General features: G+C 46.0%; 16 protein-coding genes. 12 read left to right on the plus strand and 4 right to left on the minus strand.

Annotated elements, in window-relative coordinates; all coding sequences use genetic code 11:
- Positions 1-18: 18 nt before the first annotated feature.
- A complete protein-coding gene (gene mnmC, locus CKQ84_RS16605) occupies positions 19-2,061 on the minus strand; it encodes an FAD-dependent 5-carboxymethylaminomethyl-2-thiouridine(34) oxidoreductase MnmC (protein WP_105252094.1) in 2,043 nt (680 codons plus the stop codon).
- A 138-nt stretch (positions 2,062-2,199) separates the two neighbouring features.
- On the opposite strand from mnmC, the gene fabB reads away from it, so the two are divergent.
- The 9 genes from fabB to purF all read left to right on the plus strand — a co-directional run bounded on the left by fabB (position 2,200) and on the right by purF (position 14,476).
- A complete protein-coding gene (gene fabB, locus CKQ84_RS16610) occupies positions 2,200-3,411 on the plus strand; it encodes a beta-ketoacyl-ACP synthase I (RefSeq protein ID WP_216822559.1) in 1,212 nt (403 codons plus the stop codon).
- A gap of 160 nt (positions 3,412-3,571) precedes the next feature.
- Positions 3,572-4,702 (plus strand): 4-phosphoerythronate dehydrogenase, encoded by a 1,131-nt coding sequence (locus tag CKQ84_RS16615; RefSeq protein WP_105252096.1) that lies wholly within the window; start codon positions 3,572-3,574, stop codon positions 4,700-4,702.
- A 2-nt stretch (positions 4,703-4,704) separates the two neighbouring features.
- Positions 4,705-5,721, plus strand: coding sequence for an aspartate-semialdehyde dehydrogenase (locus CKQ84_RS16620; RefSeq protein WP_028761035.1), 1,017 nt, complete (start codon positions 4,705-4,707; stop codon positions 5,719-5,721).
- A gap of 177 nt (positions 5,722-5,898) precedes the next feature.
- Positions 5,899-9,330 carry a FimV/HubP family polar landmark protein gene (locus CKQ84_RS16625; RefSeq protein WP_105252097.1) on the plus strand — a complete coding sequence of 1,144 codons (3,432 nt, stop codon included), beginning with the start codon at positions 5,899-5,901 and terminating at the stop codon, positions 9,328-9,330.
- Between the two features lie 102 nt (positions 9,331-9,432).
- Entirely contained in the window at positions 9,433-10,218 is a 786-nt protein-coding gene (truA, locus tag CKQ84_RS16630) for a tRNA pseudouridine(38-40) synthase TruA (RefSeq protein ID WP_028761033.1), read from the plus strand.
- A 44-nt stretch (positions 10,219-10,262) separates the two neighbouring features.
- On the plus strand, positions 10,263-11,534 hold the full coding sequence (gene folC, locus CKQ84_RS16635; protein WP_105252098.1) for a bifunctional tetrahydrofolate synthase/dihydrofolate synthase: 1,272 nt from the start codon (positions 10,263-10,265) through the stop codon (positions 11,532-11,534).
- Positions 11,527-12,300 (plus strand): SPOR domain-containing protein, encoded by a 774-nt coding sequence (locus tag CKQ84_RS16640; RefSeq protein ID WP_028761031.1) that lies wholly within the window; start codon positions 11,527-11,529, stop codon positions 12,298-12,300. The genes folC and CKQ84_RS16640 overlap by 8 nt, the downstream gene beginning before the upstream one ends.
- 115 nt (positions 12,301-12,415) lie before the next feature.
- Positions 12,416-12,904, plus strand: a complete 489-nt coding sequence (locus tag CKQ84_RS16645) for a CvpA family protein (RefSeq protein ID WP_028761030.1) — start codon at positions 12,416-12,418, stop codon at positions 12,902-12,904.
- A gap of 57 nt (positions 12,905-12,961) precedes the next feature.
- Entirely contained in the window at positions 12,962-14,476 is a 1,515-nt protein-coding gene (gene purF / locus CKQ84_RS16650; RefSeq protein WP_028761029.1) for an amidophosphoribosyltransferase, read from the plus strand.
- 127 nt (positions 14,477-14,603) lie between these two features.
- Here purF and CKQ84_RS16655 read toward each other — a convergent pair whose 3' ends face one another.
- Together CKQ84_RS16655 and CKQ84_RS16660 are read right to left on the minus strand one after the other, a co-directional pair.
- Positions 14,604-16,082 carry a sodium:alanine symporter family protein gene (locus CKQ84_RS16655; RefSeq protein WP_105252099.1) on the minus strand — a complete coding sequence of 493 codons (1,479 nt, stop codon included), beginning with the start codon at positions 16,080-16,082 and terminating at the stop codon, positions 14,604-14,606.
- 267 nt (positions 16,083-16,349) lie between these two features.
- Positions 16,350-16,637 carry a hypothetical protein gene (locus tag CKQ84_RS16660; protein WP_028761027.1) on the minus strand — a complete coding sequence of 96 codons (288 nt, stop codon included), beginning with the start codon at positions 16,635-16,637 and terminating at the stop codon, positions 16,350-16,352.
- Positions 16,638-16,803: 166 nt separating this feature from the next.
- Between CKQ84_RS16660 and CKQ84_RS16665 the strand changes: the two genes are divergently transcribed.
- Positions 16,804-18,903 carry a DNA topoisomerase III gene (locus CKQ84_RS16665; protein WP_105252100.1) on the plus strand — a complete coding sequence of 700 codons (2,100 nt, stop codon included), beginning with the start codon at positions 16,804-16,806 and terminating at the stop codon, positions 18,901-18,903.
- A gap of 210 nt (positions 18,904-19,113) precedes the next feature.
- Here the strand turns inward: CKQ84_RS16665 and CKQ84_RS16670 are convergent, their stop codons facing one another.
- A complete protein-coding gene (locus tag CKQ84_RS16670; RefSeq protein WP_105252101.1) occupies positions 19,114-20,403 on the minus strand; it encodes an alpha/beta fold hydrolase in 1,290 nt (429 codons plus the stop codon).
- Between the two features lie 255 nt (positions 20,404-20,658).
- Between CKQ84_RS16670 and CKQ84_RS16675 the strand changes: the two genes are divergently transcribed.
- Both CKQ84_RS16675 and CKQ84_RS16680 read left to right on the plus strand, forming a co-directional pair.
- Positions 20,659-21,303: an MBL fold metallo-hydrolase gene (locus CKQ84_RS16675; protein ID WP_105252102.1), complete on the plus strand. Its 645-nt coding sequence runs from the start codon at positions 20,659-20,661 to the stop codon at positions 21,301-21,303.
- A gap of 145 nt (positions 21,304-21,448) precedes the next feature.
- Positions 21,449-23,188 (plus strand): methyl-accepting chemotaxis protein, encoded by a 1,740-nt coding sequence (locus tag CKQ84_RS16680; protein ID WP_028761018.1) that lies wholly within the window; start codon positions 21,449-21,451, stop codon positions 23,186-23,188.
- The last annotated feature ends 85 nt before the right edge of the window (positions 23,189-23,273 follow it).

The following is a 23,273-nucleotide window of genomic DNA, read 5'->3' on the forward strand; positions in this document are numbered from 1 at the left end:
TTTCTAGCGATTGATTGCCTAGAGCGCTTTGCCCTTGAGCAATTTTCGCAGCCACATACGATTAGGGTTGAGTTTACACAGAGTCGCTTTATCGAGTGGTATTGGCTCGCCGCAAAGCTGCGCCGCGAGACATTCGGCGGCCAATGGCCCAGAACTTAACCCCCGTGAGCCTAACCCTCCGAGAATATACAGCCCTTGATGCACCGGCGTTGGCGTGGTTTGCCAGTAGTGACGACTTTCTTTCGTGAGCTGATGTTGCTCATAATCCTTAAGGATTTTAAGCACATCGGGCGCGCAGCCCATCATAGGGAAATGATCCCGCGTGACCATACGCACGCCAACGCGAGCATTGTTGCCACTCATGTCGATATCTTCAAGCCAAGGCTGATTGGGATAACTCTCGTGCATTTTGGCGAGGTTTTCTTGCTGCTCCTGCGGGCAAAAATCTAAATGCTTAGGTTCTTTAACGTAACTCGCGCCAAGGCAGTGGAGTCCTTCGTGACTCGGGGTTAAATAACCGTTGGCGCACAGTACAGTCGCGAGCTGACTCAATTGAAATTGAGCGGGCACATGGCTGACTTGGCCGCGAAAAGGGCTAATTTGTAATTTGTTGCTGGCATCAAATTGCGTGAGCGCTGCGCCATTGGCGAGCACAACTTGCGCAAAGGGGCCAAAGCGATGCTTAGCGGTGATTAAATACCAACCTTCACTTTGATGCTCAATTTCAAGGATCTCAGTCTCCAAATGGAGTTTGACCTCAGTAAGCTGCTGCGCTTTTTGTAGTGCGGCTTCGGCATATTCGTAGGGACAAACCCAGCCAGCCAGCGGATAGAAAAAGCCTGATTTGTCAATATTAATGTTCGCAAGAGAATTAGCCTGCTGCGCATCGACTCGATAGGCAATTTCACTTGGCCAGTTCTGGCTTTGAATAATTTTATCGAGTCGTAATTGGCTGCGTTCATCGTGGGCAGTTTGCAATACCCCGCAAAAATCATGGGAAATCGGCGTTTGATTTGGGGCGGGGACAGATGTCAGCGCCTGTACTCTACGTCGACTAAATAAAAATGCTTGCTGGAAGAAGCGGCTTAATTCATCATTTTCAGGTGTCATCAGCGGATAAATCGCCCCTTGGCGATTGCCCGAGGCGCCTTGGCCAAGCTTGGTATCTTTACAAAAGAGCTGCGTACTTTGGCCGCGTTCCGCCAAAGACAGTGCCAAATGCGCCGAGGCTAACCCGCCGCCTATGATGGCAATCGAGCTGGGCGCGTCCGAGGGTAAGATTGCAGCCATAGGATTAAAGGCATAGGCTTTAGCATCTTGCTGGCGTAAGACGTGGCGCTCGTGTAACAAAATGGCATCAGGCTGAGGGTTTGTCTGTATTTCCGCGCAGGTAAAATCCCTCACCTCAAAGCCGCAGGCTTGGAAACGGCTCGCAGGTGTTTCGCTTAGTCCGCTTGATTCGTTTAATCCAATAGTTGCAACAGTGGCGCCATCGTCACTGAGTTTTGCCATCTGCCAATGGATCTGCTGATTTAACCCATTTTGTAGATGGGGCAATACCAGCCAGTGCTGAACGGGGTGAAGCGGAGAATGGATGAGTGAACAGAGCTGGGATTGAATATCACCAAAGTGCAGGTCGATTGTGATACGACCGTCATCAAAAATTAATCTCTGACAACCTATAATAGCCGTCGGCTCTGTATGAAGTAAGCGTTGGGCAAGTGGCTCAAGTTCAGGCACTTTGGTTAAACTGGCGGATTGATCCCAAAGTAATTTAAGTTCGTACGCATTAATCGGATTGGGTTCGAATACGTTAAGGAGTAATCGTTGGTTAGGATTTGTCTGAGTGCGCCACCAAGATAAGAGTTCAAGCCCGTTGCCTAAACCTATTTGCCCTAATACTAAGAGTTTTTGCTGTGAATGAGCCTCAAATACCCGCTGCTGATAAATGCTCAACTTGCTGAGATAGTGTGCATCAGTGTGAGCTGTTGCGGGATAAAGGTTGATTAATTGCGTGTAATCGCGCTTAATTTGGCAAGGTTTATTGGGCTCTGCAGTCAAAGAAATTTACTCTCGGTCTCATAATTGGCATTATTTTACTCGCCTTTATGGAAAGCTGACCACTTAATTGAGTCAAAACAGATACTATTGGCTCAGCGAAAAGTAGGTACTGACATGTACACAATGGATAGCAATAAAATGAAAAGAGTCGTGATCACCGGAATGGGTGTTGTTTCAAGTATCGGTAATAACAAGCAAGAAGTGACCGAGTCACTGAAAGCGGGCCGCAGTGGTATTACGCATTCAGCTCAGTTTGAAGAGATGCAATTACGTAGCCATGTATGGGGTGACATCAAGTTAAACCCTGCTGAGCATATCGATCGTAAGGCATTGCGTTTTATGGGTGATGCGGCAGCTTATGCCTACATTGCTATGCAAGAAGCGGTTGCCGATGCCAATTTAACTGAAGAACAGTATTCAGATCCGCGCGTAGGTTTGATTGTGGGTACAGGCGGCGCATCATCGTCTAACCAAGTACAATCTGCCGATACATTGCGTGAAAAAGGCGTTAAACGTGTAGGTCCGTATATTGTGCCTCGCATCATGTCGAGCACGGCCAGCGCTTGTTTAGCCACGCCATTTAAAATTAAAGGCATGAATTATTCTATCAGTTCAGCCTGTGCAACTAGCGCCCACTGTATTGGTCATGCCGTTGAACTTATCCAAATGGGTAAGCAAGACATGGTGTTTGCCGGTGGTGCTGAAGAAGTGGATTGGACACTGACCATGGGCTTCGATGCTATGGGCGCACTGTCAACTAAGTACAATGCCACACCCGAAAAAGCCTCTCGTACCTATGATGCAGACCGTGATGGTTTTGTGATTTCTGGCGGCGGCGGTATTTTAGTGGTTGAAGAGTTAGAGCATGCTCTGGCTCGCGGCGCAAAAATTTACGCTGAAGTGATTGGTTATGGCGCTTCTTCAGACGGTTATGACATGGTAGCGCCATCTGGCGAAGGCGCAGTGCGTTGTATGCAAATGGCGATGATGGATGTCGATACCCCAATCGATTACATCAACACTCACGGCACTTCAACGCCAGTGGGCGACGTACGTGAATTAGAAGCGCTACGTGAAGTCTTCAAAGACAAGTGCCCACCGATTGCATCGACTAAGTCTATGACAGGTCATGCTTTAGGCGCCGCTGGTGTACATGAAGCGATTTACAGCTTAATCATGATGGAAAACAGCTTTATTGCCCCAAGCATCAATATCGAAAATCTGGACGACGCGGCGAAAGATATGCCTATCGTGCGTGAATATCGTGATGCTGAGCTGAATACAGTCATGAGTAACAGCTTTGGTTTTGGCGGTACAAACGCCACGCTAGTGATGCGTAAATTCAAATAAGTTTGTTTATCAAACGCGATAGAAGGGAAGCTTAGGCTTCCCTTTTTTATGGGCGATTTTTGTAAACCTGTTGCATCGACAAGGATTTATCCCATTAGTCTTGTTAGAATACCGAGCATCTTGATGCCTTCCATTCCCACTTTTATCCGATCAGGTGCCCATGAAGATTTTAGTCGATGAAAATATGCCCTATGTTGAACCGCTATTTGGCGATTTCGGGGAAATTATTCCTGTTAATGGCCGCACGTTAACCGCAGCGCAAGTGCGCGATGCCGATGTGTTATTAGTGCGCTCAGTCACCAAAGTGAATGCCGAGTTGCTCTCGGACAATCATCAACTGAAGTTTGTCGGCAGTGCCACTATAGGCACAGATCATGTGGATTTAGCCTACCTTGCCGAGCGTAATATCCCCTTCTCTAATGCGCCAGGTTGCAATGCGACTGCGGTTGGGGAGTTTGCTTTTATCGCTATGCTGGAGTTAGCACAGCGGTTTGATTCGCCGCTTAAGGGCAAGGTCGTCGGCATAGTGGGCGCGGGCAATACCGGTACTGCAACAGCAAAATGTTTGCAAGCCTACGGTATTAACGTGTTGCTTAATGATCCCATCAAAGAGAAACAGGGCGATCCACGCAGTTTTGTGAGTTTAGAGACCATCATGGCGCAGGCCGATATCATCAGTTTACATGTGCCCATCACGCGAACGGGCGAGCATAAAACCAAACATTTATTCGATGAGGCGCGCTTAAAGGCGCTCAAACCCAATACTTGGTTAGTTAATTGCTGTCGTGGCGATGTGATAGATAACAAAGCACTTGTCAGAGTTAAACGCCAGCGTGATGATCTTAAATTAGTGCTCGATGTGTGGGAAGGCGAGCCAACACCGATGCCTGAACTGGTACCACTGGCTGAATTTGCCACCCCGCATATTGCAGGTTACAGCTTAGAAGGTAAGGCGCGTGGCACTTTTATGCTCTATCAAAAGCTGTGTCAGTTACTTAATATTACTGCCGATAAAATTCTGCTGGATCTCTTGCCAAGCTTTAACATTAAGGCGGTCGAACTTGCGACTGCGCCGAATGAAAAAGCGTTATTACAGCTCGCGCGTTTTGTCTATGATTTGCGCGATGATGACAAGATGTTCAGAAATACATTCTTAAATGAGAATGGCTTCGACACTATGAGAAAAAATCACCAACATAGACGCGAATTTAGTGCATTGGCGCTGGCTTATGACGGTCAATCTGAGGTAGATTGGTTGTCCAATTTAGGTTTTTCAGGAGTCGGTCAGTAGCTATGTCACAGGAATTTAATGTTGTCGTTTTAGGTGCATCGGGCGCAGTGGGTCAAACTATGATAGAGATCCTCGAAGAGCGTAATTTCCCGGTTGCCAATTTGTACCCTTTAGCCAGTAGCCGCAGCGCCGGTGAAACGGTCAGCTTTCATGGCAAACAAATTACCATTCTCGACGTAGAAACCTTCGATTGGACCCAAGCTCAAATTGGTTTCTTCTCTGCAGGTGGTGATGTTTCCGCCAAATGGGCACCGATTGCCGCTGAAGCAGGCTGTGTTGTGATTGATAACACCTCACACTTTAGATACGACATCGATATTCCTTTGGTTGTACCTGAAGTGAATCCGCATGCTATCGCTGATTTCCGCAATCGCAATATCATTGCTAACCCAAATTGCTCAACCATTCAAATGCTGGTGGCACTTAAGCCAATTTATGATGCCTATGGTATCAGCCGCATTAATGTGGCAACGTACCAGTCAGTATCGGGCACAGGTAAAAAAGCCATTGAAGAATTAGCGCATCAGTGCACTAAATTACTGCAAGGTTTACCTGCTGACGCTGAAGTCTATCCAAAACAAATTGCTTTTAACGTATTGCCACAAATCGATAAATTTATGGATAACGGCTATACCAAAGAAGAAATGAAAATGGTCTGGGAAACCCAGAAGATTTTCGGTGACGATGAGATTTTAGTGAATGCGACCGCCGTACGTGTCCCTGTATTTTATGGTCACTCAGAAGCCATTAATATCGAAACTCGTCAGCCTGTTGATGCCGAAGACGTTAAAGCTTTACTGCGTAATGCCGAAGGAGTGGTATTGTTTGAATCCGATGAGGATTATCCAACAGCAGTGACCGATGCCGCAGGAACCGATCCGGTTTATGTGGGTCGCATTCGTAAGGATATTTCTCATTCTCACGGGATTAACTTGTGGGTCGTGTCAGACAATATTCGTAAAGGCGCAGCCTTGAACAGTGTGCAAATTGCCGAGATCTTAGTGAGAGATTATTACTAAGCATTAGATTGCATTTGATGCCCATTGAAAAGCCTGCTGTCAGCAGGCTTTTTTTGTTTTACAATTGTGAACAGTAGCAGGGCGGGGATTTCTGGTTTATAGTAATCTCAATAAATACAATTGCCTAAAGCCTGTTATCAGTGAGATAACTTTATAGCGCTTCAAAGGGAAGGATTGATGAAATTTCGCACTTCGTATCTTGTGGGTCTAATGGCCACTGTTTTAGCTGTTTCTTCTACCGCTTATTTTATTGATCCCGCCGTTGCTGCAGATACACCAAGATTAAAACCCTTAAAAATCATGGGGCCAGACGGACAGATCCGTCAAGTTAACCATCAATATGGTCCAACAACATCGAAAGACACTTTTTGGAGCATAGCGCAAAAAGTCCGTCCTGATGCCAGTGTTAGCGTCTATCAGGTGATGGCCGCCTTATACGATGCTAACCCTCATGCGTTTAACTCTGCCAGTTATAATAGTTTAGAACGCGGTATGATCCTGCTCATTCCGTCTAAAGAAGTCATGCTGTCGATCCCCAATCGTATGGCGATAGCCAGAGCAGAGCAAAGTGATAGACAATCTCGGGCTCCGGCGAAAGCAACGTCTAAACCGCCAGCTAAGGTGACGACAGCGAAAGCGCCAGTCACGGCTCCTGCGGTGATTGTTGAAACGAAAGTGACACCACCTAAAGCGGTTGCTGAAACACCTGTTCCTGAAAAGCCCAAGATGCTGAGTTCAGATGTGACGGCGCGGTTAGAAGCGGCAGAAAGCAAAAATCTGTCATTAACCGATGAATTAGCCCGCACGCAAGATCAACTGTCAGTGCGCACTTCAGATGTTGAAGCGCTAAAAGTTAAAGTTGAAGAATTAAATCAACGGATTGCTGTGCTGGAAGAAACACTTCAAGCCAGTAAACTACAAAACCAAGCCTTGAAAGCCGAAGTTGAAGCTGCGCAAGTGCCAGAGACGACAGCTGTTGAAGCTGAAGTAGAGGCAGAGGCACCTATTGAGCCCGATGACTTATGGCGCAATATCCTTAACAGTCCTGTGTTATTGATTGCCGCGGCTGTGATCCCTGCCTTGTTCTTACTGCTTGCTGTGTTCTGGTTCCTGCGCCGTAAACGCAATAAAGAACGTCGTGAAATGCAGACACAAGAAGCGGTTATGGCCGCCGGTGCCGCTGGGATTGCGGGTACCGCCATCATGGATATGGATGATGACGATTTAGACGATATGGCGGTACATTTAGATTCTGACCATGCGGATTCCATCGATAGTCTTCTTGATATGGGCAGTGTCGATTTACAACCTGAACAAGATTTGACTGACTCCCACGATCAGATGGATATGGCTTCTGAAATGTTTGTCGATCCGGGGATCTCTGCCGAACCAGAGGTTGAAGACGAAGGGCAATCTCTTGATGACCTGTGGGCCGAAGCCATGGGCGATCAGGAAGAGGATATTGTTGAGGAGAAACCCAAATCTGGCAATATTCTTGAGGAAGCCGATCTTGATGCACTATTAGCGGGCCTAGGTTCTGACGACAGCACTTCTGAAGACAGCACCGAAGCCGAAGAGGATTTAAGTGAATTAGAGCGTAACTTTGCGAGCGATTTAGCTCAAGAAGATGACAGTAATGATATTACTTCTAAGCTGAATGATGTTGAAGTCGCAGACACTAAACCTGCCGATGAAGCCATCGCGGATGACGATGATCTTGATGCATTACTTGCCGAGTTTAGTGTTCCTGCAGAAGATACTGAGATTGCACAAGCGCCTGCACCAGACGTTGTTGCGTCTGATGATGAAGATCTCAGTGCTGCTATTGCGGCTGAACTCGGTGATGAGCTAGATGATGAACTTAGCGGAGAAGACGTTGATGATATCGATGCCTTATTGGCTGATTTCGATAAACCAACGCCAGCCGCTGAACCTGAAGTCGAGCCTGATCTTGGCGCTGAAATTGCTGCTGAACTAGATGCGGAGCTTAATGAACTGGGCGTAGAAGACACCGATGACATCGATGCCCTGTTAGCCGATTTTGATAAACCAGTAGAACCTGAAGTTGAACCTGATCTCGGCGCTGAAATTGCCGCTGAATTAGACACTGAGCTTAATGAACTGGGTGTAGAAGATACCGACGACATTGATGCCCTGTTAGCCGATTTCGATAAACCAGCAGAACCTGAAGTTGAACCCGACCTCGGCGCTGAAATTGCCGCAGAGTTAGACGCTGAGCTTGATGAGCTGGGTGTGGAAGATACCGATGATATTGATGCTCTGTTAGCGGATTTTGATAAACCGACGCCAGCGGTTGAACCTGAAATCGCGCCCGATATTCGTGCTGAAATTGCCGCTGAGTTAGACGATGAGCTTAATGAATTAGGCGTAGAAGAATCCGATGATATTGATTTACTACTGGCGAGTTTTGATGCTGAGCCTGAACTCAAAGTCGATACAGAAGATGATGATATCAGTGCAGAAATTGCCGCAGAATTAGAAGCTTCGTTACCTGAAGACATAAAAGGTGAAGCGTCAGGTGATGATGATTTAGATGCACTCTTAGCTGAGTTTGATGTGCCGGAGCAATTGGATGCCGATGAAGATGAATTCGACTTCGATATGGAAACGGCGCAACTCGATTCAGCAGACAATTCAGTTGACGAAGATAATTTACTTAAAGGCATTGGTGCGGCTCACTCTATCGACGGCACCGATGATACTTTTACATTAGTCGAGGAACTGAGTGACGATAACGACGCTGATGTATTAGCGACGGCCGCAGTCACTTTGGCCGCTGCTGCGGCCAGTGTTAAAGAAAAAGAATCTTCTTTCTTTAATGATTTAAAAGCCAATAAGAGCAAAGATCCCCATGTGCTCGATTGGGACTCTGAGCTAGATTTTGCGCCTAAGGCTAAGCCTGCGGCAACGCAAGCAGATGTAACGGCTAATGATGTTGAGCCTAACAAAGATGCCACAGCGCTCGATTATGCTTCTCAAGAGAAGCCCATTAAGGCTACGCGTAACGATATTGATTTTAGTGAAGATTTTAAACTTGATATCAAAGAAGACGCGGATGATTTGGACCTTGAGCAAGGGCTAGACTTAAGTGACGATAATGTGCTCGCCGCTTTTACAGCCAATACAGATTATGACGATGAAGATGTGTTGACGTCGGAAGACAGTTTCTCACTCGTCGATGATCATAATCTTACCGTCGATGAAGCCTTGGCTGCACTTGATGCCCAGGAGTCGCGAAAAGCGCAGAAAAAGTTTGTTCCTGACCATGATTTAACCAGTTTTCAAAATGAAAACGGTTTTATCGACATCGACAAGCTGCTGAATGATGCCGATGAAGAGGGCGCAGATACTGATTTGTATTCGGAAGTTGACGTTGAGATGAGTGATGTCGGTGCCTTAATCGGTGATGCCGCGATGATCGATGTTGATGATGAAGAAAACTCAGTCAACGCTAAGCTGGATTTAGCGCGTGCTTATATCGAAATTGACGACAGCGACAGTGCGAAAGCCCTGCTCAAAGAAGTGCAAATTGACGGTAACGAGCGCCAGCAGGATGAAGCTGGACGTTTGCTCAAAGAGATTAGTTAATCCCGGTTGAGAGTGTTTCAATCTAACGGCGCCTTCAGCGCCGTTTTTTTTATGGGCTGCTGTGATAAAATGCGCCGCTAAATCAATTGTGAGGATAAGTGGATGCGGATTGCATTAGGTATTGAATATGACGGTAATGGTTATTTTGGCTGGCAACGTCAGGCCGAAGTCGATTCAGTACAAGGGCAATTAGAACGGGCGTTATCGATAGTGGCTAATGAGCCTATCGGCGTCTTCTGCGCTGGACGTACCGATGCGGGCGTGCATGCCACAGGCCAAGTGGTTCATTTTGAAACCAATGCCATTCGTAATGAAGGTGCATGGACCTTAGGGGTGAATGCTAATTTGCCCGACAATATTGCCGTACGTTGGGTCAAAGAAGTCGACGACAGTTTCCATGCGCGCTTTTCGGCCACCGCCAGACGCTACCGCTATGTGATTTATAATCACACTTTTCGCCCTGGGATTTTACGCCATGGTGTAAGCCATTATCACGGCAATATCGATGCTGACAAAATGCACCAAGCGGCACAGGCACTCTTGGGTGAGCAGGATTTTACTAGCTTTCGCGCTGTTCAGTGTCAGTCGAAAACACCGTTTCGTAATGTGCATTGCGTTAATGTCACGCGCCAAGGTATGTATGTGATTGTTGATATCGCCGCGAATGCTTTCTTGCATCACATGGTGCGCAATATTGTCGGTTCATTGTTAGAAATCGGTCTAGGTAATCAGCCACTGACTTGGATGGGCGATTTGCTCGCGTTAAAAGACAGAAACCAAGCCGCAGCAACGGCTAAACCCCATGGACTCTATTTAGTTGATGTGACTTATCCAGAACAATATCAATTACCTAAGCTCGCCCTTGGGCCATTATTCATGTTGGATTGAAAAGATCTTATTTGAGAGATAATCGAATACGAGGATATACAGACATGCTTACAGTACCAGCGTCAAATGCAGCATTGGAACAGTGGTTGGATTATTTGCTATCTATACATCCGACCGAAATCGATATGGGGTTAACCCGTGTCTCTAAGGTCGCGCAAACCCTGGGTCTTTTGGATTTAGGTCCAACCAAAATAGTGACAGTGGCGGGGACGAACGGCAAAGGCACCACCTGCGCCATGCTCGAAAATATTTTGCGCCTATCAGGTTTGACTGTGGGCGTATACAGTTCGCCACACATGCTGAAGTACAACGAGCGAGTGCGTATCAATGGTAGCGATGTCAGTGATAGCGGTTTTGTTACGGCATTTGAGCAAATTGAAGCCGCGCGCGGCGATATTTCTCTGACCTTTTTTGAGTACGCTACGCTCGCAGGCTTGATACTCTTTAAAACCGCTCAGCTTGATGTGGTTATCTTAGAAGTCGGTTTAGGTGGACGGTTAGATGCTACCAATATTATCGATGCCGACATTAGCGTACTGACGTCGGTCGATTTAGACCATGAAAGTTATCTCGGTAATACCCGTGAGCTTGTGGGCCGTGAAAAGGCGGGCATTTTCCGCAGTGGTAAACCTGCCATTGTGGGTGAACCCAACTTGCCACACACTGTCAATGATGTCGCCAATGAGGTTGGCGCCATCTTGTATCGTGTCGGTAATGAATTCAGTTATCAAGCCCATGGCAATCTGTGGGATTTTCAAGGTCAAGTGCTCAAACTGCACGATTTAGCGTTACCAACTTTGCCATTACCTAATGCGGCGACTGTATTGGCAGTGATTGAACAGGGCTGGCCGGATATCACGCCTTCAATTATTGCTGAGGGTATTAGCACGGCTCGGTTAACGGGTCGATTAGAGCGGGTGAGTGAGCAGCCGTTAGTGTTACTCGATGTTGCCCATAATCCCCATGCGGCGCGGTTTTTGGTACAACAGTTAGCGCCAATCGTTGTGGGTAAGCGCGTGTTCGCCCTTTGCGGCATGTTGAAGGATAAAGATATCGCAGGTGTGTTGCCTGTGATCAACCCTCTGATCGACACTTGGTATTTAGTCAGTCTGCACGGTGAGCGTGGCGCGAGTTCGGCCATGCTACGCAAAACATTAGCCACTGAGGCTGCTGCATTTGAGTTTGAGGACATATCTGAGGCTTGGTCTGCATTAAAAGCGCAAATTAACCCAGATGATGTGGTAATTGTGTTTGGCTCCTTTTACACTGTGGCAGGTTTTAAGTCTCAATTTATGCAGGAAGTCAGTTTTGTCTAGCCAGTTTCATAATCGTTTAGTCGGCACTGTGGTGCTGGTTGCGCTTGGGGTAATTTTTTTGCCGGATATTTTGGATGGCAAAAAAGATCGCCAAGAAGAGCAGTTTTCCGAAATTCCTTTGCGCCCGACCGTGATTGAGCAGCAAAAAGCCGACGATGATATGTTTGAAGTCTTGTCGGCCGAGGATGCTGCTGCGCTGAATGGGACTGAGGTCGCCTTAGCCGAAATGCCAGTTAATGCTGACAATGAAAAGTCTGCCGTTGCGCCAGTAATCGAAGTCGCAAAGCAAGATGTTAAGAAAGACGTTAAGCCTGATGTTAAAAAAGCAGAGCCTAAGCCTGAAACGAAACCTGAAGCTAAAAAAGAGCCGCCTAAAGCCACTGTAAAAACTGAGCCGGCTAAAAAAGCGGACGCTAAAGCGACTACTGTGGCTAAGGCTGAAAAGCCTAAAGCAGAAACGCCCAAAGCCAGTGCAGCCAAAGAGGATGCCGTTAAAGTGGTCAGCCGTGACAGCTTGAAAAGTGGCTTTACTTTGCAGCTTGGCAGTTTTAACAACGCAACGAATGTTAAAGCTTTGGTTGCACAGCTGCGTAAGAGTGGTTTTAAAGCGTACACTATTCCTGAAAACCCTAAAGATGGCGTATTAACTAAAGTGTTTGTCGGACCCGATGTGTCTGAGGCAAAGCTGAAGAAAGTACAAGTTGAGGTGGAAAACCTTACACGTCTCAAGGGCTGGATTGTTCCTTTTAATCCCTTAGAATCTTAATGGTGATACAACACTCGAGACTGAAAATGATTTATTTACCTCACTAGGGGTGAGAATCGTTTCAGTCTCTGGTAGAATCGCGCCGTCTTAAAGCCCATGTCGGAAAGCCATCTCAATGGTTTGGATTGATTACGCTATCATATTCGTCATCGGATTATCGACTCTCATCAGTCTGATCCGTGGATTTGCCAAAGAAGCCATGTCCTTAGTGGTATGGTTTGCGGCTTTCTTTGTTGCCAGCCAATTTTACCAAGATCTTGCCGTTCACTTAACACAAATGAACGATGAGATGCTGCGTAATGGCGTTTCTATTGCCATCCTCTTTATTACCACTTTGGTGCTCGGTGCCTTAGTTAACTATATTCTCGGACAACTTGTTGTCAAAACCGGATTATCTGGCACTGACAGGCTTTTGGGCTTGTGCTTCGGTGCTATTCGAGGCGCGCTTATTGTGAGCGCCTTGTTGTTTTTCATGGATGCTTTTACAGGCTCTCCCAACTCCCAATGGTGGAAAGATTCTGTGCTAGTGCCCGAATTTGGCGTTGTTATCCAATGGTTTTTTGACTATTTGGAAAACACCTCCAGCTTTGTACCCAAACTATAAGAAAGAAAATAAAATAATCCTAAGTGATAGAACATCTTACAATGAGGAAGCTTACCCATGTGTGGTATCGTCGGAATAGTTGGCCAATCATCGGTTAATCAGACCATTTATGATGCACTGACAGTGTTGCAGCACAGAGGTCAGGATGCGGCAGGTATTGTGACCATTGATCGTGGTGCTTTCAGACTACGTAAAGCCAATGGTTTGGTTAAAGACGTTTTTGAAGTCAAACACATGCAACGCCTACAAGGTAATGCTGGTATTGGCCATGTGCGTTATCCAACTGCGGGTAGTTCAAGCGCATCTGAAGCGCAGCCTTTCTATGTTAACTCGCCATTTGGGATCTCATTAGCCCATAACGGTAACTTAACTAACACAGTCGAATTAGCCGAAGGGCTGATCAAAAAACGTCGCCACGTGAACACCACTTCGGATTCTGAAGTCTTGTTAAACCTGCTCGCCGACGAACTGCAAAAAACCACGAGTTTGACTCTGACGTCGGAAGAAGTGTTCGATGCGGTCGCTAACGTACACCAACAAGCTCGTGGCGCCTACGCGGTTGTGGCTATGATTATTGGTCAAGGCTTAGTCGCGTTCCGTGACCCATTTGGTATTCGTCCTTTGGTATTAGGTAAGCACGAAACTGCCACTGGCACTGAATACATGGTGGCTTCTGAAAGTGTGGCACTCGATGCAGTTGGCTTTGAAGTGATGCGTGATGTTGCACCGGGTGAAGCGATTTATGTTTCAATTGACGGTCAGCTGTATACCCGTCAATGTGCTGCCGAGCCTAGCTATGCACCTTGTATCTTCGAATTCGTCTATTTTGCCCGTCCAGATTCGACGATCGACAAAGTGTCTGTATATGCAAGTCGCGTCAACATGGGCGCTAAGCTTGGCGAGAAGATTAAGAAAGAATGGTACGATCATGATATCGACGTGGTTATTCCTATTCCTGAAACCTCTTGCGATATCGCGCTGGAAATTGCCCGTTGCATGGATTTACCGTACCGCCAAGGTTTTGTGAAAAACCGTTATATTGGCCGTACCTTCATCATGCCTGGTCAACAGGAGCGTAAGAAGTCAGTGCGTCGTAAGTTGAATGCGATTAACACTGAGTTCAAAGGCAAAAATGTCTTGTTGGTGGACGACTCTATCGTTCGCGGTACGACCTCAGAGCAAATCATCGAAATGGCCCGTGAAGCCGGTGCCAAGAAAGTGTATTTTGCCTCTGCCGCACCGGAAATTCGTTTCCCGAACGTGTACGGTATTGATATGCCAACGTCAAACGAGCTTATCGCCCACGGTCGTGATGCCGATGAAATCGCCAAGTTAATTGGTGCTGATGGCATTATTTTCCAAGACTTACCCGATTTAATTGAAGCGGTAAGAATGGAGAATCCTGCGATTAAACGTTTCGAAACGTCCGTATTTGATGGTCACTACATCACGAACGACGTTGACCAAGCGTATTTAGATCACTTGACGCAACTGCGAAATGACGATGCTAAAGCCGATCGAAATAAAGATATTGGCACTAACTTAGAGCTGCATAACGTCTGTCACCCATAAGGATTGTGGGTCATTCAGTATCGTAAAGTTTGAGTCCTTTTTGTTCTAAACGATACAAAAAAAGCCAGTGAGAAATCACTGGCTTTTTAATGGCTTATATTTGCTTAACGGATCATCGTGATAACGTCTACGTATTTATGCGTTGCGCTGTTTCAGTCATTACATTTTCTTCAGCGTGCTTACGTTCAACCCAGTAATCCGCATTTTTAATACCCAGTTTTACCGGGTCAAAAAGTGGCTCTATGCCGAGTGCTTGCTGTGATTCATAATCTTTTAGGCAAGTGAATGCGGTTTTCCTTAATAGAATAATGGCAATAATATTGAGCCATGCCATGAGTCCAACACCAATGTCACCCATTCCCCAAGCCATATCAGCCGTTTTAACTGTGCCGTATACGGTTGAGCCAATGATCACGACTTTGAGAACGACCATGAACCAAGGATGATTTACTTTACGGTTGATATAGGCAATGTTGGTCTCGGCAATGTAGTAATAAGCCACTATGGTCGTAAAGGCGAAGAAGAAGAGTGCGATAGCCACAAAGATATTGCCAAATCCTGGCATCATACTTTCCATTGCCGTTTGTACGTAGCCTGGTCCTGCAGCGACTCCGGCAATGCCGGTATAGAGCGCCGCACCGTCTGGGCCCTGAACATTATACAGTCCTGTAATAAGCAGCATGAAACCAGTTGCAGAGCAAACGAATAAGGTGTCGATATACACAGAAAAAGCTTGAACTAACCCTTGTTTGGCTGGATGGCTTACCGCCGCTGCAGATGAGGCATGTGGCGCTGTACCTTGACCCGCTTCGTTGGAGTAAATACCCCGCTTTACCCCCCACATGATGGCTAAGCCTAAAATGGCACCAAAACCCGCATCAAAGCCAAAGGCACTTTTGATAATTAACCATAAAATACCCGGTAGCTGGCCAATATTTAGCGCTATGATGACACAAGCCACTATGATGTAACCCAGTGCCATAAAGGGGACGACGGCACTGGCAAAGTGAGCGATACGTTTTACACCGCCAAAAATGATAAAGCCAAGAAGCATAGCCAGTATGGCTGCAGTCACATTAGGATCTATGTTGAAAGCGGTTTTTAAACTTGAACCTATCGAGTTAGCTTGTACGCCCGGCAGCAGGATCCCGCAAGCAAATATGGTCGCAATTGCAAATACCCATGCATACCATTTCATGCCTAAGCCTTTTTCAATATAAAAAGCAGGCCCACCACGATACTCGCCATTGATTTTTTCTTTATAGACTTGACCTAAGGTAGATTCAACGAAGGCGGAGCTGGCACCGAGAAAGGCAACCATCCACATCCAAAATAAAGCGCCAGGACCACCAAAGGTGATTGCTGTGGCGACCCCTGCAATGTTACCTGTACCGACTCGACCCGCTAATGTCATCGCGAGTGCTTGAAAAGACGACACTCCCGCATCAGTACTCTTACCATCAAACATCAGGCGGATCATTTCTGGCAGATGGCGCAGCTGTAAAAATCGAGTGCGAAGGGAGAAATAGAGCCCGACACCTAGGCAAAGAAAAATAAGTGCAGGGCTCCAAATTACACTATTGATCGCGTTGACAATCTCATTCATAGACTCCGATTCCTTTATTGTGTTGTTTTAGCAGAGTTTTTAGGTTTACGGTTATTCAACAGATGTTGAGTTAGGACATTCACTTTTGATTAAGACATTTTTTGTAAATATCCAAGATACTCAACATAACTATTTTTTAGGGAGCTTCATAGTTAAAATGTTAAATATTTGAAACCAATGTGTTTTGAAATTGAGTTTTAGCATGGATAAATAGAGCAGAGGGGCGAGTTAACTCGAAATACGGTAGTGATTTATTATGAATGTCAGTTATCCCATTACCCAAAGTAGCATCCACACGCCGAATAAGCTGCTTAAGCTATGGCGCGTGATTTGATGGCTGAGTAATAGAGATAAACTCACAGCAATAGGAATGACGAGAATGAATCCCCATGCTAACGGCATATCGATGATTTTCATTTGTCCCAGCCAGGTACTGGTGAGCATGCTTATTGCGAGTAACATTAAGCTATGGAATATCAATAACTGATTGAATCTTAATATTAATGCTGGAGTTATTGTCATAGCCTGTCGCGCATTTATTGCAAACTGTCTCATAGTCACTCCTTAGTTATTTAGTGTATCTTATGCCTTGTTGAGAATCATTCGCAATTGAATTTACACTTAAGCTTTTACATTTAAGCTCGGTTTACTACAGAAATTTGCACTCAACTGGCGTTTGGGCTAAATTATACTGTAATTATATCCAGTGCTTGGTGTTTATATGATTCTCTATATCGCAGAAAAACCTAGCCTAGGGCGGGCCATTGCCGATGTATTGCCTAAACCCCATAAAAAAGGCGATGGATTTATCGAAGCCGCCAATGGCGATTGTGTGTCTTGGTGTGTTGGTCACTTGCTCGAGCAAGCTGAACCTGATGCCTATAATCCCGAATTTAAGTCTTGGAAATTCGAGCATTTGCCAATAGTGCCAGACAAGTGGCAACTAAAACCTAAGGCCGCAACCCGCAGCCAACTTACAGTGCTTAAACGATTAGTCAAACAAGCCAACACCTTGGTTAATGCGGGCGATCCCGACCGTGAAGGGCAGTTACTCGTGGATGAAGTGATTGCCTATCTTGGCGTGACGGGGGACAAGCTACATCAAACCCAGCGTTTACTGATCAGTGACTTAAACCCACAAGCTGTAAAACGGGCTCTAACGCAGCTACGCAGTAATCGCGAGTTTATTCCTTTATCCACATCGGCCTTAGCCCGCAGTCGAGCCGATTGGCTCTATGGCATGAATATGACGCGTGCGTACACCATCCAAGGTAAAAAGGTCGGTTATCAAGGCGTGTTATCCGTCGGCCGAGTACAAACGCCATTGCTTGGGCTAGTGGTGCGCCGTGATGAAGAGATTGCCCACTTTCAATCTAAACCTTTTTATGAAGTACTAGCGCATTTGGCGACCGAGAAGCAAGAAACCTTCAGCGCCAAGTGGCAACCTAGCGAAGCTTGTCAGCCTTATATGGATGAAGAAGGACGAGTGTTAGTGAGAGGGTTAGCGCAAAATGTGGTGAGTCGCATCAGTGATAAACCCGTCTTAGTCACTCAATTAGTGGCTAAGGACAAGAAACAGAATCCACCATTGCCCTACAGCTTATCCGCGTTGCAAATTGATGCGGCGAAACGGTTTGGCATGAGTGCTAAGGATGTGCTCGATACCTGCCAGAGTTTGTATGAACGCCATAAACTCATTACTTACCCACGCTCCGACAGTCGTTATTTACCCGTTGAGCAACATAACCTTGCGCCTTCGGTACTTAAGGCGATAAGTGACGGTGCTGCTGAGTTATTGCAAGGTGCTGATGCACCCGAGCCCCGTCTTAAATCTAAAGCATGGGATGATAAAAAAGTGGACGCCCATCACGCAATCGTCCCCACAGAGAAGACGGCTAACTTATCTAGCTTGAGTCAGCGTGAGAGGCAGTTATATCTTCATGTTGCTCGCCAGTACTTAGCACAGTTTTATCCGGCTTATTGTTACAGTGAAACCACAGTGCAAGTGACAATCGAGGGTGGCTTATTTAATACCAAGGCGCGTCAGGATAAATCCCTCGGCTGGAAGCAACTCTTTGCCCGCCAAGAGCCAAATGGCAGTAAGGCGAGTGGCAACAAGTCGACGGAAGAAAGCACAGGTAAGGACGATGAGGAGAATGACGAGTTTATCGGCCAATTACCGCCTTTGAAATTGGGACAGGCTTTGCATTGTACTCGAGGCGAATTGTTGGAGAAAAATACTCAACCACCAAAGGCCTTTAACGATGCCACTTTACTCGGTGCTATGACGGGTATTAGCCGTTATGTGACCGATCCTGAGATCCGTAAAATTCTTAAAGAAACCGACGGATTAGGTACAGAGGCCACCCGTGCAGGTATTATCGAATTGCTGTTCAAACGCGGTTTTTTACAACGCTTAGGTAAATCTATTGTCTCGACAGACGTGGGGAAAGGATTGATTAACAGCTTGCCCGCGAGTGCGACTACGCCGGATATGACAGCGCTTTGGGAAGCGAGTCTGAATGGCATTTGCCATAAAGAAACCTCTTATCAAGCCTTTATGCAGCCACTGCTCGGCACCTTATCCACGCTTATCCAGAATGCAGGCGCCCAACTGCCAACCGCGCTTAATGGTTTACAAGGCCAAGGTTATCGTAAAACGGCAAGTAATAAATCTGGTTATCGTAAGTCGCCTTACCGCAAAGCCTCGAGCTCGGCAAAACGGGCAGGCACTGCAAGTACAGCTAAAAGCAGTGTGAATAAGTCAGTGGCTAGTGCTGGCGCAAGGAGTCGAACACGCAAAATGGCTACAGAGGTTTAATCGTCACGAGTGCGTTGTGATTCTGTTGTAGGGGATATTCGACCTTAAGCTATAACGCTTTCATAGCACTGAATTTGGGCAAAAAAAAGAGTAAACCAAAACGGTTTACTCATACGGAAATAGGTCGTTAAAGCTTGCCAAAATCACTCAATTGATGAGGAGCAGGCATATAATCTCAGCATTAACTTAATTAGCCCTTAAAGTTCATATTTATCTTAGGGTGTCGCCTCGGTTTAAGCTGATGAGCTTATCCAGTATGCGTTCTCCATCCATGCGGATGCCGTTATGTTCATATTCTGATGTTAACCAATACTTTAGCCTGCCAACTTGTTTTGTGGTTTCTAAACTGTATTGCATCTCTACAAACATATCTTCACTGTAAATGGCCGTTGCAACAGGGACTCGGTTTTGTGCCAGTTGCTCTAGATTGTAAAGTGTTGGCCAATTTGATTTATGGGCAAGGATTTCTGCCGCGGCTTTAAGCGGCACTAAGTGACTAAATTGGTCAAACATCCATGGGTATATCATCTCACCTGTGAATAAAAACGGTTTACCTTGTTGATAGTTAAAGGCGGGGAATTGCTGTCTAACCCTGTGTGCCGACCATTGTGAGGCCGAGTGTTGACAGTAGATGGCTTCATGCAACAGGGCAAAAATCGGGTTAGTGTTGTAATCGAGCATTTGACCGAAATGATTTAAAAATAACGGATTGACTACTGCCCCTGAAGCCGTGTTGATCAAGGCTTGCTCAAGCAAATAATAAACCGATTCAGGCCCTTGCTCCATTCCGATATTAATACCCAGCAGTTGCAACATTTCAACCGAGAGGCGTTCACCCGTTGCCAAATACACTTCATTTTCAAGCAAATGTTTTGCTAAGCGAGTGACGAGATGTTGAGCATCGTGGAAGCGTTGGAAAAATTGTTTATTCTTCGCCAGTACGCGTTGATAAGTCGCAAGATAGACGTCGTCGCTGCTACGGGTTAATGATGGTATGCCACCCGTGATATAGGCTTCACTGACGCCTTGAGGGGCGGCGCTTAAATAATGTAACACGCAAAATCCCCCGAAACTTTGGCCGAGAATCGCCCACTTATCGGCGGGACAAAGCTGGGCACGAATCGTTTCGGCATCACGAATGATATTGTCAGCCCTGAAATGGCTTAGGTAATCCGCTTGAGCTGCGGGATCTAAGTGTTGCAGGCTTTGGTAATTAATCGGTGTTGATAAGCCTGTACCACGTTGATCGAGTAATAATACCCGATATTCTTTTAATGCGCGGCGGATCCAGCTGCTGTTGCTGGCGGGACGCATGGCCGCAAATCCAGGGCCGCCTTGAAAAAATACGATATAAGGTAGTTTTTTATCTTTGTTTTCTGGGCTACAGAGTTCTCTGGCAAACACTTGGATTTGCTCTGCAATTGGATTTTGATAGTTGAGGGGCAAGGTAAAAGTGTGTTTCTTCGCCAGCACTCCGGCGAGAATAATATCGGGTTTCATCAAACAACCTTAATGGCAGAGGATCATGTTATTGTGATTGGCAGATTGTATACCCAAATAAGCTGAAGATGCAGCAACCTAGGCTACCTGAAATGCGTATCTTCAGCTAACTTGGGTATAGACAAAATAGTTTATGTCGTAAGCTAGGATTATTTGATTAGCTTTTGGTGAAGATCAATTTTTTGGATACAAATTTGAGCCATGATGAGTTTCTTAGCGTAATCTATCGCTTATGGATAACACGAGATTGAAGCTATGAAGTATCAGATTATTCCAGTGACACCTTTTCAGCAAAATTGCAGCTTGATCTGGTGTGAAAAAACCAAGCGTGCTGCGGTTGTGGATCCCGGCGGGAATATTGACAGGATCCAAAACGAAGTGACGAAACTTGGACTCGTCCTCGAAAAAATCATCCTTACCCATGGGCATATCGATCATGTCGGTGGTGCAAAAGCCTTAGCGAAAGCCGCCAATGTGCCGATTATTGGCCCGCATATTGCCGATAAATTCTGGATTGATAACTTACCTAAGCAAAGCCAAAATTTTGGTTTTCCCCATTGCGATGCCTTTGAACCGGATCAATATCTGCAGGATGGCGATATTGTTAAAATGGGCGAGCAAAGTTTATCTGTGCTGCATTGCCCTGGGCATACGCCGGGACACATTGCACTTTTTTCTGCCCAATCTAAGTTGGCGTGGGTGGGGGATATTTTGTTTCGAAGTTCTATCGGCCGTACCGATTTTCCCCAATCAAATCATCAGGATTTAATTCACTCGATCACCGAAAAACTGTGGCCCTTAGGCGCCGAGGTTGAATTCATTCCTGGGCATGGTCCTATGTCTACCTTTGGCGAAGAGCGCGAGCATAACCCCTTTGTCGCGGACCAACTTTTACTGTAATTAAGACGCCATTCAGCATTGCTTGATTTGTGAGCGATAATCACTCGCAAATCAAATGATTATTTCAACTAATAAACCAACCTTTTTTATGTTTTCTGTTTTTCCTTCTAGACTTAAAGCAGTTCTTCCGTCTACTGGGGTAAGTATGAAAACAAAAACAATGATGAGCGTGGTCTTTTCGACCATAGTCGCGAGTGCCGTGATTTCTGCGGTATTGAGCTTCAATGTTAAGTCTAAAATCGATCTCTTTAATGATGCGGCTAGCGTCCGATATCAGTCCTATCAAGTTGCCGATGAGTTAAGACAAAGTTCCGATGACCTAACGCGTCTCGCTCGAACTTACGCTGTTACGGGTGATGAAAAATACGAAAAAATGTATATGGATATTTTGGCTATCCGTAATGGTGAGAAGTCTAGACCTGAAAAATATCACCAGATTTACTGGGATTTGGTGTTGAGTTATGGCGATAAGCCAAAGCCCGACGGTGCTAGCATTGCGATAAACACGCAAATGAAGTCCCTCGGTTTTTCTGATGAAGAATTCCGTTACCTTGAACAAGCTCAGCAAAACTCAGATGCGTTAGTCGCCCTCGAAGTGAAAGCCATGAATGCCGTCAAAGGTATTTTTATGGACCCCAACACCCAAACTTACACGATCAAAGGTGAGCCTAACTTAACCATGGCGAGGGAGTTATTACATAGCGACCAATACCACAGAGAAAAAGCTAAGATCATGCAGCCGATTGATGAGTTTTTTACAGCATTGGATAAACGTACCGATGGTGATGTGAATAACCGACTCGACTCCCTGCATGCTGCATTAAACTGGTCCCAACTGGTGTTATTTATCGTGATTTTAGCCGCCGTTGGCGGATTTATTATCGTTAAGAGCAGGATTGTGACTCCCTTAGTGCAGACCTGTGTTGAATTGCTCGATATTCAGCGCTCTAAAAATCTTGCGCGGCGGATCTCTGTTACGACTCAGGGGGAAATTGGCGAAATCGTTAATCAAATCAACTTGTTTATATCCTCCCTTGCTAGTTCATTATCGACGACGGATGGCATTGCAAAAGAGGTGGCTGATTTAGCTAAGCAAACTAAAGCATCAATTCAAATTTCGCGTGAAAGCTCAAATCGAGTGGCGAGAGAACTGGACGCCAGCGCCAGTGCGATGGAAGAAATGACCACGACCTTAGTGCATGTGAGTGAGAGCACCTCGAATGCTGAAAGCCGCGCCGCCGAAAATGAAACGCATGTCACTGTAGGTAAACAGACAGTATCGGAAGCGTTGAAAGCCATGTCGGTATTAGAAACTGAGTTTAGGAATACTCAAGACTCTATGTCGCATCTAGTGAACGAAAGTACCCAAGTCAGCAATGTGTTGAGTGTGATTAAGGCGATTGCAGAGCAGACGAATTTGCTGGCACTGAATGCCGCGATTGAAGCAGCTCGGGCCGGTGAGCAAGGACGAGGCTTTGCTGTGGTAGCTGATGAGGTTCGATCATTAGCCCAGCGCACTCAAGATTCCACCAAGGAAATCGATGATATTGTCGCAAGCCTTCAAAGCCGTACGAATCAAGTGGGTACATCTGTGACTCAAGCGGCGACGCTAATGCAAAAGGCGGGGGTAGAACTGCAACGTATCGTGGCAGTATTTGAGGATATCCGCCATAGTACGGAAGCGATTCATGGGATCAATACTCAGGTTGCCGCTTCAACCGAAGAACAATCCTTAGTTTCTAAAGAAATAGCTTCGAGCATGATGGTGATCCGCGATAATTCCCGTGAAGTATCACAGATTATCGAACAGATTGAATCGACATCCATTAGTCTAGACAACCAATCTCAGATACTGCGCACTAAGGCGGGGGAATACCAGTTTTAGATAAATGTGATTGATTTGCGAACAAACGCCACTCAGACATGGACGTCAATTCTTCATCTTTAGCTTCCCCTGAACATATTTTATG

Source organism: Shewanella sp. WE21 (assembly GCF_002966515.1).
Taxonomy (GTDB): Bacteria; Pseudomonadota; Gammaproteobacteria; order Enterobacterales; family Shewanellaceae; genus Shewanella; species Shewanella oncorhynchi.